Annotated in this window: 13 protein-coding genes; 5 read left to right on the plus strand and 8 right to left on the minus strand. The window is 71.1% G+C overall.

Translation table 11 applies throughout. The features are described from left to right. Positions 1-12: 12 nt before the first annotated feature. The 6 genes from pstA to QZL85_RS00230 all read right to left on the minus strand — a co-directional run bounded on the left by pstA (position 13) and on the right by QZL85_RS00230 (position 7,277). The gene (gene pstA / locus QZL85_RS00205; protein ID WP_295572174.1) at positions 13-1,113 is read right to left on the minus strand and encodes a phosphate ABC transporter permease PstA; all 1,101 of its coding nucleotides are present in this window, start codon (positions 1,111-1,113) and stop codon (positions 13-15) included. A 1-nt stretch (position 1,114) separates the two neighbouring features. Next, positions 1,115-2,065 (minus strand): phosphate ABC transporter permease subunit PstC, encoded by a 951-nt coding sequence (gene pstC / locus QZL85_RS00210; RefSeq protein ID WP_295572177.1) that lies wholly within the window; start codon positions 2,063-2,065, stop codon positions 1,115-1,117. A 61-nt stretch (positions 2,066-2,126) separates the two neighbouring features. Next, entirely contained in the window at positions 2,127-3,233 is a 1,107-nt protein-coding gene (locus QZL85_RS00215) for a phosphate ABC transporter substrate-binding protein PstS (protein WP_295572178.1), read from the minus strand. Between the two features lie 186 nt (positions 3,234-3,419). Beyond that, positions 3,420-4,358 carry an NUDIX hydrolase gene (locus tag QZL85_RS00220; protein ID WP_295572181.1) on the minus strand — a complete coding sequence of 313 codons (939 nt, stop codon included), beginning with the start codon at positions 4,356-4,358 and terminating at the stop codon, positions 3,420-3,422. After that, positions 4,355-6,523: an RNA degradosome polyphosphate kinase gene (locus QZL85_RS00225; RefSeq protein WP_295572184.1), complete on the minus strand. Its 2,169-nt coding sequence runs from the start codon at positions 6,521-6,523 to the stop codon at positions 4,355-4,357. The genes QZL85_RS00220 and QZL85_RS00225 overlap by 4 nt, the downstream gene beginning before the upstream one ends. A 55-nt stretch (positions 6,524-6,578) precedes the next feature. Then, a complete protein-coding gene (locus QZL85_RS00230) occupies positions 6,579-7,277 on the minus strand; it encodes a winged helix-turn-helix domain-containing protein (protein ID WP_295573876.1) in 699 nt (232 codons plus the stop codon). 121 nt (positions 7,278-7,398) lie between these two features. On the opposite strand from QZL85_RS00230, the gene QZL85_RS00235 reads away from it, so the two are divergent. From QZL85_RS00235 to QZL85_RS00250, 4 genes are all read left to right on the plus strand, one after another. After that, positions 7,399-7,689 carry a hypothetical protein gene (locus QZL85_RS00235; RefSeq protein WP_295572186.1) on the plus strand — a complete coding sequence of 97 codons (291 nt, stop codon included), beginning with the start codon at positions 7,399-7,401 and terminating at the stop codon, positions 7,687-7,689. A 154-nt stretch (positions 7,690-7,843) separates the two neighbouring features. Beyond that, on the plus strand, positions 7,844-8,449 hold the full coding sequence (locus QZL85_RS00240; RefSeq protein ID WP_295572188.1) for an FABP family protein: 606 nt from the start codon (positions 7,844-7,846) through the stop codon (positions 8,447-8,449). Further along, positions 8,449-9,528 (plus strand): folate-binding protein YgfZ, encoded by a 1,080-nt coding sequence (locus tag QZL85_RS00245; protein ID WP_295572191.1) that lies wholly within the window; start codon positions 8,449-8,451, stop codon positions 9,526-9,528. The genes QZL85_RS00240 and QZL85_RS00245 overlap by 1 nt, the downstream gene beginning before the upstream one ends. A gap of 1 nt (position 9,529) precedes the next feature. Next, the gene (locus QZL85_RS00250) at positions 9,530-10,633 is read left to right on the plus strand and encodes an aromatic acid exporter family protein (protein ID WP_295572193.1); all 1,104 of its coding nucleotides are present in this window, start codon (positions 9,530-9,532) and stop codon (positions 10,631-10,633) included. A gap of 19 nt (positions 10,634-10,652) precedes the next feature. On the opposite strand, the gene QZL85_RS00255 is transcribed toward QZL85_RS00250, so the two are convergent. Further along, entirely contained in the window at positions 10,653-11,504 is an 852-nt protein-coding gene (locus tag QZL85_RS00255; RefSeq protein ID WP_295572196.1) for a class I SAM-dependent methyltransferase, read from the minus strand. A gap of 40 nt (positions 11,505-11,544) precedes the next feature. Between QZL85_RS00255 and QZL85_RS00260 the strand changes: the two genes are divergently transcribed. Beyond that, positions 11,545-12,294 (plus strand): phosphoglyceromutase, encoded by a 750-nt coding sequence (locus QZL85_RS00260; RefSeq protein WP_295572198.1) that lies wholly within the window; start codon positions 11,545-11,547, stop codon positions 12,292-12,294. 156 nt (positions 12,295-12,450) lie between these two features. On the opposite strand, the gene phoU is transcribed toward QZL85_RS00260, so the two are convergent. Beyond that, the gene (gene phoU / locus QZL85_RS00265; RefSeq protein WP_295572201.1) at positions 12,451-13,143 is read right to left on the minus strand and encodes a phosphate signaling complex protein PhoU; all 693 of its coding nucleotides are present in this window, start codon (positions 13,141-13,143) and stop codon (positions 12,451-12,453) included. Between the last annotated feature and the right edge of the window lie 19 nt (positions 13,144-13,162).

Consider the following 13,162-nt stretch of genomic DNA (forward strand, 5'->3'; position numbering starts at 1 on the left):
ATCGGGCCGCGGTCAGCGGCCGGTCTTGGGCGCGAACACCTTCGCGACGATGCGCGCGACGAGGTTCAGGGCCATGACGATGAGGATGAGGGTGAGGGCCGCGGCCCACGCGCGGTCGACGTACGCCTCTGGCGGGATGCCCTGGTAGGCGTACTGCGAGTAGATGTACACGGGGAGGGTCTGCATACGGTCGTCGGTGAGGTCGTAGTTCATCGAGTCGGTGAACCCGGCGGTGATGAGCAGCGGCGCGGTCTCACCGATGACACGGGCGATCGCCAGCATGATGCCGGTCGTGATGCCGGCGATCGAGGTGGGAAGGACGACCTTGACGATCGTGAGCCACTTCGGCACCCCGAGCGCATAGGCGGCTTCGCGCAGCTCGTTCGGCACGAGGCGCAGCATCTCCTCGCTGGAGCGGACGACGACGGGGATCATGAGCACCGCCAGCGCGATGGCACCGGCGATGCCCATGCGGACGCCGGGGCCGAAGATGAGCGCGAACACCGCGTAGGCGAAGAGGCCCGCGACGATCGAGGGGATGCCGGTCATGACGTCGACGAGGAAGGTGATCGCCCGGCCGAGGCGCGTGTTCTGCCCGTACTCGATGAGGTAGATGGCCGTCATGAGCCCGATCGGGATCGAGATGAGCGCCGCGGCGCCGGTGATCAGGAGGGTGCCCATGATGGCGTGCAGGGCACCGCCGCCCTCGCCCAGGATGCCGCGCATCGAGGACGAGAAGAACACGCCGTCGAAGCGGGCGACGCCCCGTCCGACGACCGTGACGGCGACCGAGACGAGCGGGACCATCGCGATGGCGAACGCGCACGAGACGACACCGGTCACGAAGCGGTCGAAAGCGCGGCGCGCGCCCTCGACGATGCGGGACAGCACGTAGATGAGCACGAGGTACAGCACGGCGCCGACGACGAGCCAGCCGGTCAGCGGGAACTCGGTCCCGGCCGCGGCGCTGACCAGGAGGAACACGGCGGCCGAGACGGCCAGGGCCAGCACGAGCAGTGCCCACGGCGCCCAGCGCGGCAGCCGGCCGCTCGTGAGGCTCGTGTGGGCCGAGGCGGCGCGCACGGGGGTCGGGGAGGGAGCGAGCGTGGTCATGTCAGTTGGCCCCCGAGAATTCCTTGCGCCGGCCCACGATCCAGCGGGCCACGGCGTTGACCGCGAACGTGACGATGAAGAGGATGAGGCCCGTCGCGATGAGGATGTTGATGTTGAGCTTGTAGGCCTCGGGGAAGGTCAGCGCGATGTTGGCCGCGATCGTCGACGGGTTCTGCGAGGTCAGCAGCTGCAGCGTCACGACGTTCGTGGCCGAGAGCACCATGGCGACGGCCATCGTTTCGCCGAGCGCGCGGCCGAGACCGAGCATGGATGCCGAGACGATGCCGGAGCGGCCGAACGGCAGCACCGCCATCCGGATCATCTCCCAGCGGGTCGCGCCGAGGGCGAGCGCCGCCTCCTCGTGCAGCCGCGGCGTCTGCAGGAAGATCTCGCGGCAGATGGCGGTGATGATCGGGACGACCATGACGGCGAGGACGAGGGCGGCGGTGAGGATCGTACGGCCGCTGTTGAGCACCTGGCCGGAGAAGAACGGGATCCAGCCGAGGTACTCGTTGAGCCACGAGTAGGTGGGGACAAGGGCCGGCGCGAAGACCAGGATGCCCCACAGGCCGAAGACGACCGAGGGGACGGCCGCCAGCAGGTCGACGACGTAGCCGAGGGTCTGCGCGAGCCGGCGCGGGGCGTAGTGCGTGATGAACAGGGCGATGCCGATCGACAGCGGCACGGCGACGAGGAGGGCGAGGAACGCGGCCCAGATCGTGCCGAACAGCAGCGGCAGGACGTACGACCAGAAGTCGCTCTTCAGCAGCGAGGCGGTGTCGCTCGTCGCGCTGAAGGCGGGTACCGACTGGACGATCAGGAAGATCGCGACCGCGGCCAGGGTGACCACGATCATCGACCCGGCGAACAGCGCGGTGCCGGAGAACCAAATGTCTCCGGCGCGCTTCTTCGCCTCGATCCGCGCGGGTGCTTCGGCGGTGGGGGCTGTCATCGCTGCTCTCTTGTCGATGGGGATGCGGCCCCTCGGCGCGAAGCCGAGGGGCCGCAGGGGATTACTTGATCAGCTCGATCGCGGCGAGCGACTTCTCGCGCAGCTCGTCGGAGATCGGGGCGCTGCCGGCGTTGTCGGCAGCGGACTGCTGGCCCTCTTCGCTGACCGCGGTCGTGAAGAACGCCTTGGTCAGCGCCGCGACGTCGGCGTCCTCGTACTGCTCGCAGCCGATGAGGTAGCTGACGAGGAGGAGCGGGTAGGTGCCGGCCTCTGTCGTGGTGCGGTCGATCGCGAAGGCGAGGTCGCCCTCGGTGCGGCCCTCCTCGATGCTCGAGACGTCGAGGGTCGCCGAGGCGCCCTCGGCGGAGTGACCGACGAACTCGTCGCCGACCTTGATGTTGACCGACGAGATGCCGCCGGCCTGCGACGAGTCGGCGTAGCCGACCGAGCCCTCGCCGGCCTTGACGGCGTTGACGACGCCCGAGGTCTTCTCCGCGGCCTCGCCGACGACACCGGCCGGCCACTCTTCCACGCTGTCGAACGTCCAGACATCGGGCGCGTTCGCGGCGAGGTAGTCGGTGAAGTTGCCGGTCGTGCCGGACTTGTCGGAGCGGTGCACGGGGTTGATCGCCAGGTCGGGCAGCTCGACGCCGGAGTTCGTCGCGGCGATGGCCGGGTCGTTCCAGTTCGTGATGGTGCCGGCGAAGATCCCGGCGACCGTGGCCGCGTCGAGGTCGAGCGCGTCGACGCCCGGCACGTTGAAGATGATCGCGATGGGCGAGATGTAGGCGGGGATCTCCACGATGCCGGAGTCCGCGGCGCACGCGCCGAAGCCGCCGGCCGAGATCTCCTCGGCCTTGAAGGGGCGGTCGGAGCCGGCGAAGTTCACGGCGCCCTGCTGGAACGACTCGCGGCCCGTGCCGGAGCCGGCCGGGTCGTAGTCGACCTGCGCGTCGGGGTTGGCGGCGAGGAAGGCGGCGGTCCAGGCCTGCACGGCGACCTGCTGCGACGAGGCGCCCTGGCCGACGAGCTGGCCGGTCAGCGCGACCGTCGTCTCTTCGGCGGACGGGCCGGCACCCGGCGTCTGTTCGTTCGACGCGCAGGCGGTGAGCGTGAGGGCCGCGATGGCGGCGACAGCGCCCAGCTGGGCGATGCGGGAAAGCTTCACTGTGTGATCCTTCGGGTTGTCAGGTTGCGCCCTGGTGCAGGGCTCGTCCCGACGGTAAACACCGTCTCTGACCAGCGTGCGCTTTCCGGGTGAACGAAAGGTGAACGGATCGAGACACCCTGACGCTGCGCCCGCACCCCGCTCAGACCGCGCTCAGACCGCGCTCAGACCGCGCTCAGACCGCGTTCAGACCTTCGGGACGTGCGTCTCGATCGAGACGATCCCCGATCCCGGGTTCGTGGCCGACAGGTGAACGACGGAGAACGAGCCGGGTTCGAGAGCCGACGCGCTGCCCAGGTACGACCCGCGGAGGGTCCCCGTCGCGAGCGCGAGCTCGGCGAGGATCTCCGGCAGCACGGGCCCGTGCGAGCAGAGCACGGCGGGCTTGCGGCTGCGCACCCGCTTGCCGACGACGGAGCGGGCGTCGGAGGCGCCCTCCTCCCACGCGTCCTGGCTCAGCAGCGGCGTGCGGTCGATCTTGCGGCCGAGCGCGGCGGCGAGCGGTGTGACGGTCGTGACGCACCGGACGGCGTCGCTGGAGATGAGCTTTCTGACCCCGAACGCGCGCAGCGGACCCACGATCGCGTGCGCCTGCTTGGCGCCGCGCGTCGTCAGGGGCCGCGCGGTGTCCGCACCGTCCCAGTCCTCCCGCGCGGTCGCCTTCGCGTGGCGGAGCACGACGATGGGGAAGGTCGACAGGATGCCGTCCTCCACGAAGGTCAGGAACTGCTCGAGGATCTCGATGTCGACGGGATAGCTGAGGTAGCTGAGCGCCTTCTTGGGCGTCACCCACTCGAGGGCGGCGATCTCCTTGTTCGGCACGAACGCCGAGGCGCGGATCGCGTCCTCGGTGGCCTCCGCGGCCCAGTAGTGCACGATCTTCTGCCGCTTGTTCGGCATCCGATACCGCGAGACGCCGACCGGGATGCCGAGGGCCACGGCGATGCCGGTCTCCTCGAAGATCTCGCGGGCCGCCGTCTCGGCGAGCGTCTCGCCCGGGTCGACCTTGCCTTTGGGGAGGGTGACGTCGGCGTACGCGGTGCGGTGGATGACGAGGACCATGAGCTTGCCCTCGACGAGACGCCAGACGACGCCGCCTGCGGCGTAGACGGCCGTATCGGTCATCGGGCCGCGCGCGCCCGGCGACGGCGCTGGATCAGGGACATCGTCCGTTCCTGCAGGTCGGCGAGGGGCTTGCCGTCCTCGCCCACGCTGTGCCGCGTCCACACGCCGTCTCCGCCCAGGTGCCACGAGCTCGTCGTGTCGGCCATCGCGGTGTCGAACAGCTCGATGAGCTCCTGGACGTGGGCGGGCGCGACGACGCGCACGAGCGCCTCGACGCGGCGGTCGAGGTTGCGGTGCATCATGTCGGCGCTGCCGATGAAGACCTGCGGGTCGCCGTTGTTGTGGAACGCGAAGATGCGGGAGTGCTCCAGGTAGCGCCCCAGGATCGAGCGGACCGTGATGGAGTCGCTCACGCCGGGCAGGTCGGTGCGCAGCGAGCAGATGCCCCGCACCCAGACCTCGACGCGCACGCCCGCCTGACTCGCCCGGTACAGCGCGTCGATGATCTGCTCGTCGACCATCGAGTTGACCTTGATGCGGATGTGCGCGGGCTTTCCGGCCAGCGCGTTGCGGCGCTCGCGGTCGATCTGACGGAGCAGCCCCTTCCGCAGGTGCAGCGGGGCGACGAGGAGGCGCTTGAACTTCTTCTCGATCGCGTAGCCGGACAGCTCGTTGAAGAGGCGCGTGAGGTCGCGGCCCACCTGCTCATCGGCGGTGAACAGCCCGAAGTCCTCGTACATCCGGCTCGTCTTGGGGTTGTAGTTCCCCGTCCCGATGTGGCTGTAGCTGCGCAGCATCCCGTCTTCCTCGCGGATGACGTGCAGCAGCTTGCAGTGCGTCTTCAGCCCGACGAGGCCGTACACGACGTGGACGCCGGCTTTTTCGAGCTTGCGCGCCCAGACGATGTTCGCGGCCTCGTCGAACCGGGCCTTCACCTCGACGAGCGCGAGGACCTGCTTGCCGTTCTCGGCGGCGTCGATGAGCGCCTCGACGATCGGGCTGTCACCCGACGTGCGATAAAGCGTCTGCTTGATGGCGAGCACGTGCGGGTCGCGCGCGGCCTGCTCGAGGAACGCCACGACGCTCGTGTTGAACGACTCGTACGGGTGGTGCACGAGCACATCCCCGGCGCGGATCGCGGCGAACAGGTCGGCGCGGCCGTTCTGCTCGGCCGGCTGGAACGCGGTCGCGGTCGTCGGCACGTGCGCCGCGTAGCGCAGCTCGGGGCGGTCGATGCGTCCGAGGTCGAACAGGCCGCGCAGGTCGAGCGGTGCGGGCAGGCGGTAGACCTCTTGCGCCGTGATGTCGAGTTCGCTCAGCAGCAGGTCGAGCGTGACGTCGTCCATGTCCTCGGTGATCTCGAGGCGGATCGGCGGGCCGAAGCGGCGGCGCAGCAGCTCGGCCTCGAGGGCCTGGATGAGGTTCTCGGTCTCGTCCTCCTCGATGACGACGTCCTCGTTGCGGGTGAGGCGGAACGTGTGGTGCTCGAGGATCTCCATCCCGGGGAAGAGGTCGCGCAGGTTCTCCGAGATCAGCGCCTCGAGCGGAAGGTAGCGCGATCGGCCCGGGCCGCCGCCGGGCACGGCGACGAACCGCGGCAGCATGGGCGGCACCTTCAGGCGAGCGAACTCCTGTCGACCGGTCTTCGCGTTCCGGATGCGGATCGCGAGGTTCAGGGACAGCCCGGAGATGTAGGGGAACGGGTGGGCCGGGTCGACGGCCAGCGGCATGAGGACGGGGAAGACCTGCGACTGGAAGTAGTCGTAGAGGGCCGTGCGCTCCTCGTCGTCGAGGTCGATCCACGACACGAGCTCGATGCCCGCCTCGGCGAGATCCGGGCGGACGAGGTCGGCCCACGCGTGCGCGTGCCGCAGCTGCAGCGCGTGCGCATCGGCGGAGATGTCGGCGAGCACGTCCTGCGGCGAGCGGCCCACGTTCGTCGGCACCGCCAGGCCCGTCACGATGCGGCGCTTCAGACCGGCGACGCGCACCATGAAGAACTCGTCGAGATTGCTGGCGAAGATCGCGAGGAAGTTCGCGCGCTCCAGCACCGGCAGAGACGGATCCTCCGCCAGCTCCAGGACGCGCTGGTTGAACGCCAGCCAGCTGACCTCGCGGTCGGTGTACCGGCCGTCGGGCAGCTGCGAGTCGTACGCCTCCGCCGAGTCGAAGTCGTCGTCGTCGGCGTCGCCCAGACCGGAGTCGAGAACCTCGGTGTCGATCATCCCCTCATCCTTGCAGTCCGGAGTGACTGCCGTGTGAACGGATCTGGCGCACGGGTCAGGCCTGGGACGACTCGCGCGGGGTGGGGAGCTGGTCGTCCTCGTAGACGTTGAAGCGGTAGCCGACGTTGCGGACGGTGCCGATGAGCTGCTCGAGGTCGCCGAGCTTCGCGCGCAGGCGCCGCACGTGCACGTCGACGGTGCGGGTGCCACCGAAGTAGTCGTAGCCCCACACCTCGCTCAGCAGCTGCTCGCGGGTGAAGACGCGCGAGGGGTGCGTCGCGAAGAAGTGCAGGAGCTGGAACTCCTTGTACGTGAGATCCAGCGGCTTGCCGTGCACCTTCGCGGAGTACGACGACTCGTCGATCGAGATGCCGGAGGTCTGGATGCGGGTGGAGACCTGCTCCTTGCTCACCCGGCCGACGGCGAGACGGATGCGCGCGTCGACCTCGGCGGGACCGGCGGAGAAGAGGATGACATCGTCGATGCCCCAATCGGTGGACACGGCCGTGAGGCCGCCCTCCGTGACGACGAGGATCAGCGGGGCGTCGAGGCCCGTCGTGTTGAGGATCTTGCACAGCGACTTGGCGCCGACGAGGTCCATCCGCGCGTCGACGAAGATGACGTCGGCGCTGGGCGCATTCACGAGCTGCGCCGGCTCGGCGGGGATCTGGCGGGCGCGGTGGCTCAGCAGCTCCAGCGCGGGCAGAACGGGGCCGCCGCCGTGCGCGGAACTCAGAACGAGAAGCTGAGCCAAGAGGGTGAGGTCCTTCCCGGTGCGGATGACCGACCGTGCCATCATCCTAGAGCGTTCCGCGGGGGCCGATCGTCGCGCGGCGACGGGGGTCATTCGCTGCAGGGTGCGCCACAATGGAGGCATGACGGTCCCCGATCTCGCACCGCGCCGCACGTTCGTCGGCGTCATCGTCGCGTGGGTGTTCGCCGCGGTCGTCGCGCTCGCGGTCGGTCTCATCGCCCCGCCGGAGTGGCGGGCCGCCTGGATGGCCGTGGGTCTCGGCGCCTGCGTCATCGTGTCGTTCATCGTGCATCTGTGGTTCGGCCGCTCGCAGGGCTTCATCGAGCGGGTCGCCGCGAGCATCCTCGGATCGCTGCTCGTGATGGGCCTCATCGGGGTCGGCTTCGGCCTCGCCACGCTGTTCTCCGGCTGATCCGGCGGTGCCTGCCGTCGGCGTAGAGTAGGGGCCATGGACCTCGTCGCACTCGAACTCTTCTTCGTCGGGCTGCTCGGACTCGCGTCGCTCGCGATCGTGTTCGTCTCCGGCGTCGTGATCAAGAACCTCTACCGCGGCCAGCGCTGACGTCGTGATCGACCTGCCCACCGACCTGCCGGCGGAGATCGTTCCGCTGTCCTGGCTCCTCGGAGTCTGGGAGGGCACGGGTGTCATCGACTACCACGCGGGCGACGCGGCCTTCTCCGGCGAGTTCGCGCATCGGGTGAGCTTCAGTCACGACGGCCAGGGCCATCTGAACTACACCGCGAGCGCATGGCTGCTCGGCGAGGACGGCGCCCGCACGCCGCTCGTCGCGGAGAGCGGCTACTGGCGGCTCGCGCGTCCCGCGACCGACGCCGACCCCGGGCCCGCGCTGCTGCCGCCCGTGATCGCCGGCGCCCCTGCCCGCACCGCCGACGACGTGGAGGGGCTGCGCACCGCTGACGACGCCTTCGAGATCGAGGTCGCCCTCGTCCACTCCGACGGGATCAGCGAGCTGTACCTCGGCCAGGTCGCCGGACCCCGGATCGACATCGCGACCGACGCCGTCGTCCGCCCCGCCGGAGCGAAGCCCTACGCTGCCGCGACACGCCTGTACGGCTACGTCGACGGCCACCTGCTCTGGGCATGGGATGTCGCCGCGCTCGGCGGCGAGCTCGCCTCGCACGCCTCCGCACGTCTGGCGCGGGCCGACTGATGACCGACGCGTTCGCACAGGTCCCGGGCGCCGTCATCGATGACGACGGGCTCGTGCACGCCGGCGATCCGATGCGCGAGCAGCGCGACCTCGCCCGCGGCACCGCCGTCGCGCCCCTCGGAGACCGGACAGTACTGACGGTGGCAGGGGAGGACCGGCTCACGTGGCTCGACTCCCTCACGTCGCAGGCCCTCGCCCGCCTCGCGCCGGGGGAGAGCACCGAACTTCTCGTCCTCGACCCGCACGGGCACGTGGAGCACGCGGCATCCGTCGTGGATGATGGCGCGCGGACGTGGCTCATCGTGGACAAGACGGACGCGGCGGGGCTGCTGACCTGGCTCACCCGGATGCGGTTCCGGCTCCGCGTGGACCCGCAGGACGCCTCGGCGGAGTTCCGCGTCATCGGCGGCACCGCGGCAGCACTCGCGGACCTTTCCGCCGCGGCCCTCTGGCACGATCCGTGGCCGGCCGTCGCAGCGGGCGGCTGGGCCTACGCGGCCGCCGAGCCGCACCCGGGCAGCGAGCGGGACTGGAGCGAGGCCGTCGTGACCGTCGAGGCGTACGCCGCCCTCGCGGCGGCCGCCGCGCGCGGCGAACGCGCCGTCGCGGGCCGGCTCGCCGTCGATGCCCTCCGCATCGCCGCCTGGCGCCCGCGGGTCTCCCGCGAGGCTGACGGGCGCACACTGCCGCACGAGGTGGACTGGCTCCGCACCGCCGTGCACCTGGAGAAGGGCTGCTACCGCGGCCAGGAGACCGTCGCCAAGGTGCACAACCTGGGCCACCCGCCGCGCCGGCTCATCGCACTGCAGCTCGACGGCAGCGACGCGCAGCTGCCCGGCCCCGGCGCGACCGTGCACGCGGGAGACGACGTCGTGGGCGTCGTCACCTCCGCCGCCCGGCACTACGAGGAGGGCCCGATCGCGCTCGCCCTCGTCAAGCGCACGACGCCGGTCGACGCACCCCTCACGGTCCAGACCGCCGACGGCATCGTCGCCGCGGCGCAGGAGCTCATCGTCCCGCCCGACGCCGGGCGGACGGCATCCATCCCGCGCCTGCCGCGGCTGTCCCGCCGGCGCTAGCGTGACCGACCCGGCGCCGGCGACGGCCCCGATCCGGACCGGCCTCGCCGCGCGCGTGGACCTGCGGCGGAGCGCATCGCGGGTGCGCGAGTCGCTGCCGGCGATCGTCCAGATCGTGGTCGCCGCGACGGCCGCCTTCGCCTTCGCGCACTACGTGCTCGGGCACCCCGCCCCGCTGCTGGCGGGCGTCGTGACCGTCTCCAGCCTCGGGCTCGTGCGCGACGCGCGCCCCGCTCGGGTGCTGGAGACCGTGATCGGCATGATGGTCGGCATCCTCGTCGCCGAGCTCATCGCCCTCGGGGTGGGTGTCGGGTGGTGGCAGCTGGCGATCACGCTCACCGCGACGCTCGTGGTCGCACGATTCCTCTCCGCGCAGGCGAGCTTCGCGATCGCGGCCACGATCCAGAGCCTCATCGTCATCGTGATCCCGGCCAACGTGCCGTTCCTCCGGCTGATCGACGGCGCCGTCGGCGGTGTGACGGCGCTGCTCGTGACGGCGCTCGTGCCGCGGAGCCCGCTGCGCGCGGTCACCCGCGACGGGCGGGCGCTGTTCGCGGCGTTCGACGGGGCTGCCGCGACGCTCGTCGATGCGCTGCGCCGCGGCGACCGGCGCCGCGCGGATCGCGGGCTCGAGAAGGCGCGCGCCCTGCAGGGCACGGTCGACGATTGGCGCACGGCCCTGGAATCCGGCGCCGCGATCGCCCGCATCTCCCCGTTCCTGCGCCGCCAGCGCTTCGAGATGCACCGCCAGGCGCGGATCCGGGAGGCCATGGACCTCGCCACCCGGAACCTCCGCGTCATCGCCCGCCGCGTCGTCTACCTCTGCGACGACGGCGCCGTGCGACCCATCGCGGCGGACCTCGTGGACGAGCTGCGCCGCGGCGCGGATCTCATCGCGCAGTCGCTCGACGACATCTCCCTGGAGCCGGTCGCGCGGGAGGCGCTGCGTGCCGTCGCCACGCGCCTCGACCCGGCGACGCTCGCGGGGCCGGGCGCCGTGCTGGATCAGAACTTCATCGGCGCGCTCCGCCCGTTCGCGGTCGACCTGCTGACGGCGACGGGACTGCCGCCGGAGGAGGCTCGGGCCGCGCTGCCGCGGATGTAGGCGGGTGTTCGCTTGGGTGCTACGCCCCGGGCGCGACGGCCGACCACGGCACCGTGACCTCGCCCAGCCGCCAGCGGGACCGCCCGCCGCCGGCGCGTCCCGCCACCGGCCAGTCCGCCGCCGCCAGGGCGCCGAGCGCAGCCTCCCAGCGCTGCCGCGGTCCGAAGGTCGACGCCGGCGCGGCCCGCACCCACTCCGACTCGAGCGCGGCGAGGAACGCGTGCACGCGCTCGCCCGGCACGTTCCGATGGATGAGCGCCTTCGGCAGCCGCTCGGCCGCGATGAGCGGCGACTCGAGGTCGGCGAGGCGCAGCGAGAGCGTCAGGGTGCGCGGGAGCGCGTCGGCACCGACCTCGATCCAGGTGCAGATGCGGCCGAGCTCGTCGCACGTGCCTTCCACGAGGATGCCGTCCGGCGCGGCGCGCGCCGCCATGCGCTGCCAGGCGCCCGCGACCTCGGCCTCGTCGTACTGGCGCAGGACGTTGAACGCGCGGATGACGGCGGGTCGCCGCCGATCGGGCAGCGGCACCTCGAACCCGCCGCGTGAGAAGGACACGTGCGCGTCGGACGCGAACGGCGTGCGACCGGACCGCACCTCGGCGAGCTGGGCGACGGCCCGCTCGACCCGCGCCGGGTCGATCTCCAGGCCCCGCACCTCGACGTCCGGACGGGTGCGGCGCAGCCGCGCCTCGAGCTCGAACGCCGTCACACCGCTCGCCCCGTAGCCGAGGTCGATCACGAGCGGATCGGGCGTGCGGCGCAGCACCGGGTGTCGGGCGATCCACCGGTCGACGCGGCGCAGCCGGTTCGTGTTCGTCGTCCCGCGCGTGATCTGACCGACCACGCCCGCGGTGACTTTCCCCGGCGCCATCCCCCCATGATGCCAGCGCCCTCGCCGATAGGATGGCGGCATGACCGCGCCGTACACGCTGATCCTCCTCCGCCACGGGCAGAGCGAGTGGAACAAGTCCAACCAGTTCACCGGATGGGTGGATGTCCGCCTGACCGAACAGGGCAAAGCCGAGGCCCAGCGCGGCGGCGAGCTGCTCGCCGAAGCCGGCATCCTCCCCGACATCCTGCACACCTCGCTGCTGAGCCGCGCGATCCAGACCGCGGACATCGCGCTGGACGCCGCCGACCGGCTGTGGATCCCGGTGAAGCGGTCGTGGCGCCTCAACGAGCGCCACTACGGCGCCCTGCAGGGTAAGGACAAGGCGCAGACGCTCGAGGAGTACGGCAACGAGCAGTTCATGCTCTGGCGCCGCTCCTTCGACGTGCCGCCGCCGGACCTCGCCGACGACGACCAGTACAGCCAGGTGAACGACCCCCGCTACGCGGACATCGACGGCGACGTGCCCCGCACCGAGTCGCTCAAGCTCGTCATCGACCGGCTGCTGCCCTACTGGGACGACGAGATCGTCCCCGACCTGAAGGCCGGCAAGACCGTCCTCGTCACGGCGCACGGCAACTCGCTGCGCGGCCTCGTGAAGCACCTCGACGGCATCAGCGACGCCGACATCGCCGAGCTGAACATCCCCACCGGCATCCCGCTCGTGTACCGGCTCGGCGAGGACCTCATGCCGCTCGAGCCCGCCGAATACCTCGACCCGGAGGCCGCCGCCGCCGGCGCCGCCGCCGTGGCCGCGCAGGGCAAGAAGTAGCGCCGCGCGCGCTGCGCGCGCGGTCGAAAGCGGCACACGCGGCTGAACGTTCGGCAGCGCGTGCTGTTTTCGGCAGCGCGGGCCGCGGGCGGATGCCGCCGCACATGCGAAGAGCGGATGCCGGTCGGCATCCGCTCTTCGTCGTTCCGGCGCGGGTCAGAACTCGTCGGCCGAGTGCCCCACGATGACCGAGATGGTGTCGGTGTCCGGCGTCCAGTCGCCGGTCGCGAGGTAGGCGACCTTCTTCGCGACCGAGACGGCGTGGTCGGCGAAGCGCTCCAGGTAGCGGCTCGCGAGGGTCGCATCGACGGTCGCGGCCGCCTCGCCCTGCCAGTTCTCGCTGAGCACCTTCTCGAAGACCGACAGGTGCAGGTCATCGAGCTTGTCCTCGCTCGCGCGCAGCACCTCGACGAGGGCCAGGTTCTCGGTGCGAAGCAGCTCGGCGAGCGTGCGCGCGACCTCGACGTCGAGGATGCCCATCTTCGTGAACGTGTTCTTCAAGCCCTTGGGGATCGCGCGCTCGGGGAAGCGCATCCGCGTGAGCTGCGCGATGTGCTCGGCGATGTCGCCCATCCGCTCGAGCGACGCGCTGACCCGGAGTGCGGCCACGACGATGCGGAGGTCGCGTGCGACGGGCTGCTGGCGGGCGAGGATCTCGATCGCGAGCTCGTCGAGCGCGATCGCCTTCTCGTCGATGACCCGGTCCTGTTCGATGACGTCCTCGGCGAGGGCGACGTCGCTCGTCGCGAACGCCCGCGTCGCCTTCTCGATCGCGATCGTCACGAGGTCGGCGATCTCGACCAGGCGCGCCTGGACGTCCTCGAGGGACTGGTGGAACACTCCGCGCATCACAGCATCCTTCTCTCTC

This window comes from uncultured Microbacterium sp. (assembly GCF_900078385.1).
Classification (GTDB): Bacteria; Actinomycetota; Actinomycetes; order Actinomycetales; family Microbacteriaceae; genus Microbacterium.

What these genes read in the sequence shown, in the direction of transcription:
- pstC (WP_295572177.1), bottom strand. Translation starts at nt 2,065, where the DNA reads ATGACAGCCCCCACCGCCGAAGCACCCGCGCGGATCGAGGCGAAGAAG.
- QZL85_RS00220 (WP_295572181.1), bottom strand. Translation starts at nt 4,358, where the DNA reads ATGACCGATACGGCCGTCTACGCCGCAGGCGGCGTCGTCTGGCGTCTC.
- QZL85_RS00225 (WP_295572184.1), bottom strand. Translation starts at nt 6,523, where the DNA reads ATGATCGACACCGAGGTTCTCGACTCCGGTCTGGGCGACGCCGACGAC.
- QZL85_RS00245 (WP_295572191.1), top strand. Translation starts at nt 8,449, where the DNA reads ATGACCGACGCGTTCGCACAGGTCCCGGGCGCCGTCATCGATGACGAC.
- pstA (WP_295572174.1), bottom strand. Translation starts at nt 1,113, where the DNA reads ATGACCACGCTCGCTCCCTCCCCGACCCCCGTGCGCGCCGCCTCGGCC.
- QZL85_RS00255 (WP_295572196.1), bottom strand. Translation starts at nt 11,504, where the DNA reads ATGGCGCCGGGGAAAGTCACCGCGGGCGTGGTCGGTCAGATCACGCGC.
- QZL85_RS00235 (WP_295572186.1), top strand. Translation starts at nt 7,399, where the DNA reads ATGACGGTCCCCGATCTCGCACCGCGCCGCACGTTCGTCGGCGTCATC.
- phoU (WP_295572201.1), bottom strand. Translation starts at nt 13,143, where the DNA reads ATGCGCGGAGTGTTCCACCAGTCCCTCGAGGACGTCCAGGCGCGCCTG.
- QZL85_RS00260 (WP_295572198.1), top strand. Translation starts at nt 11,545, where the DNA reads ATGACCGCGCCGTACACGCTGATCCTCCTCCGCCACGGGCAGAGCGAG.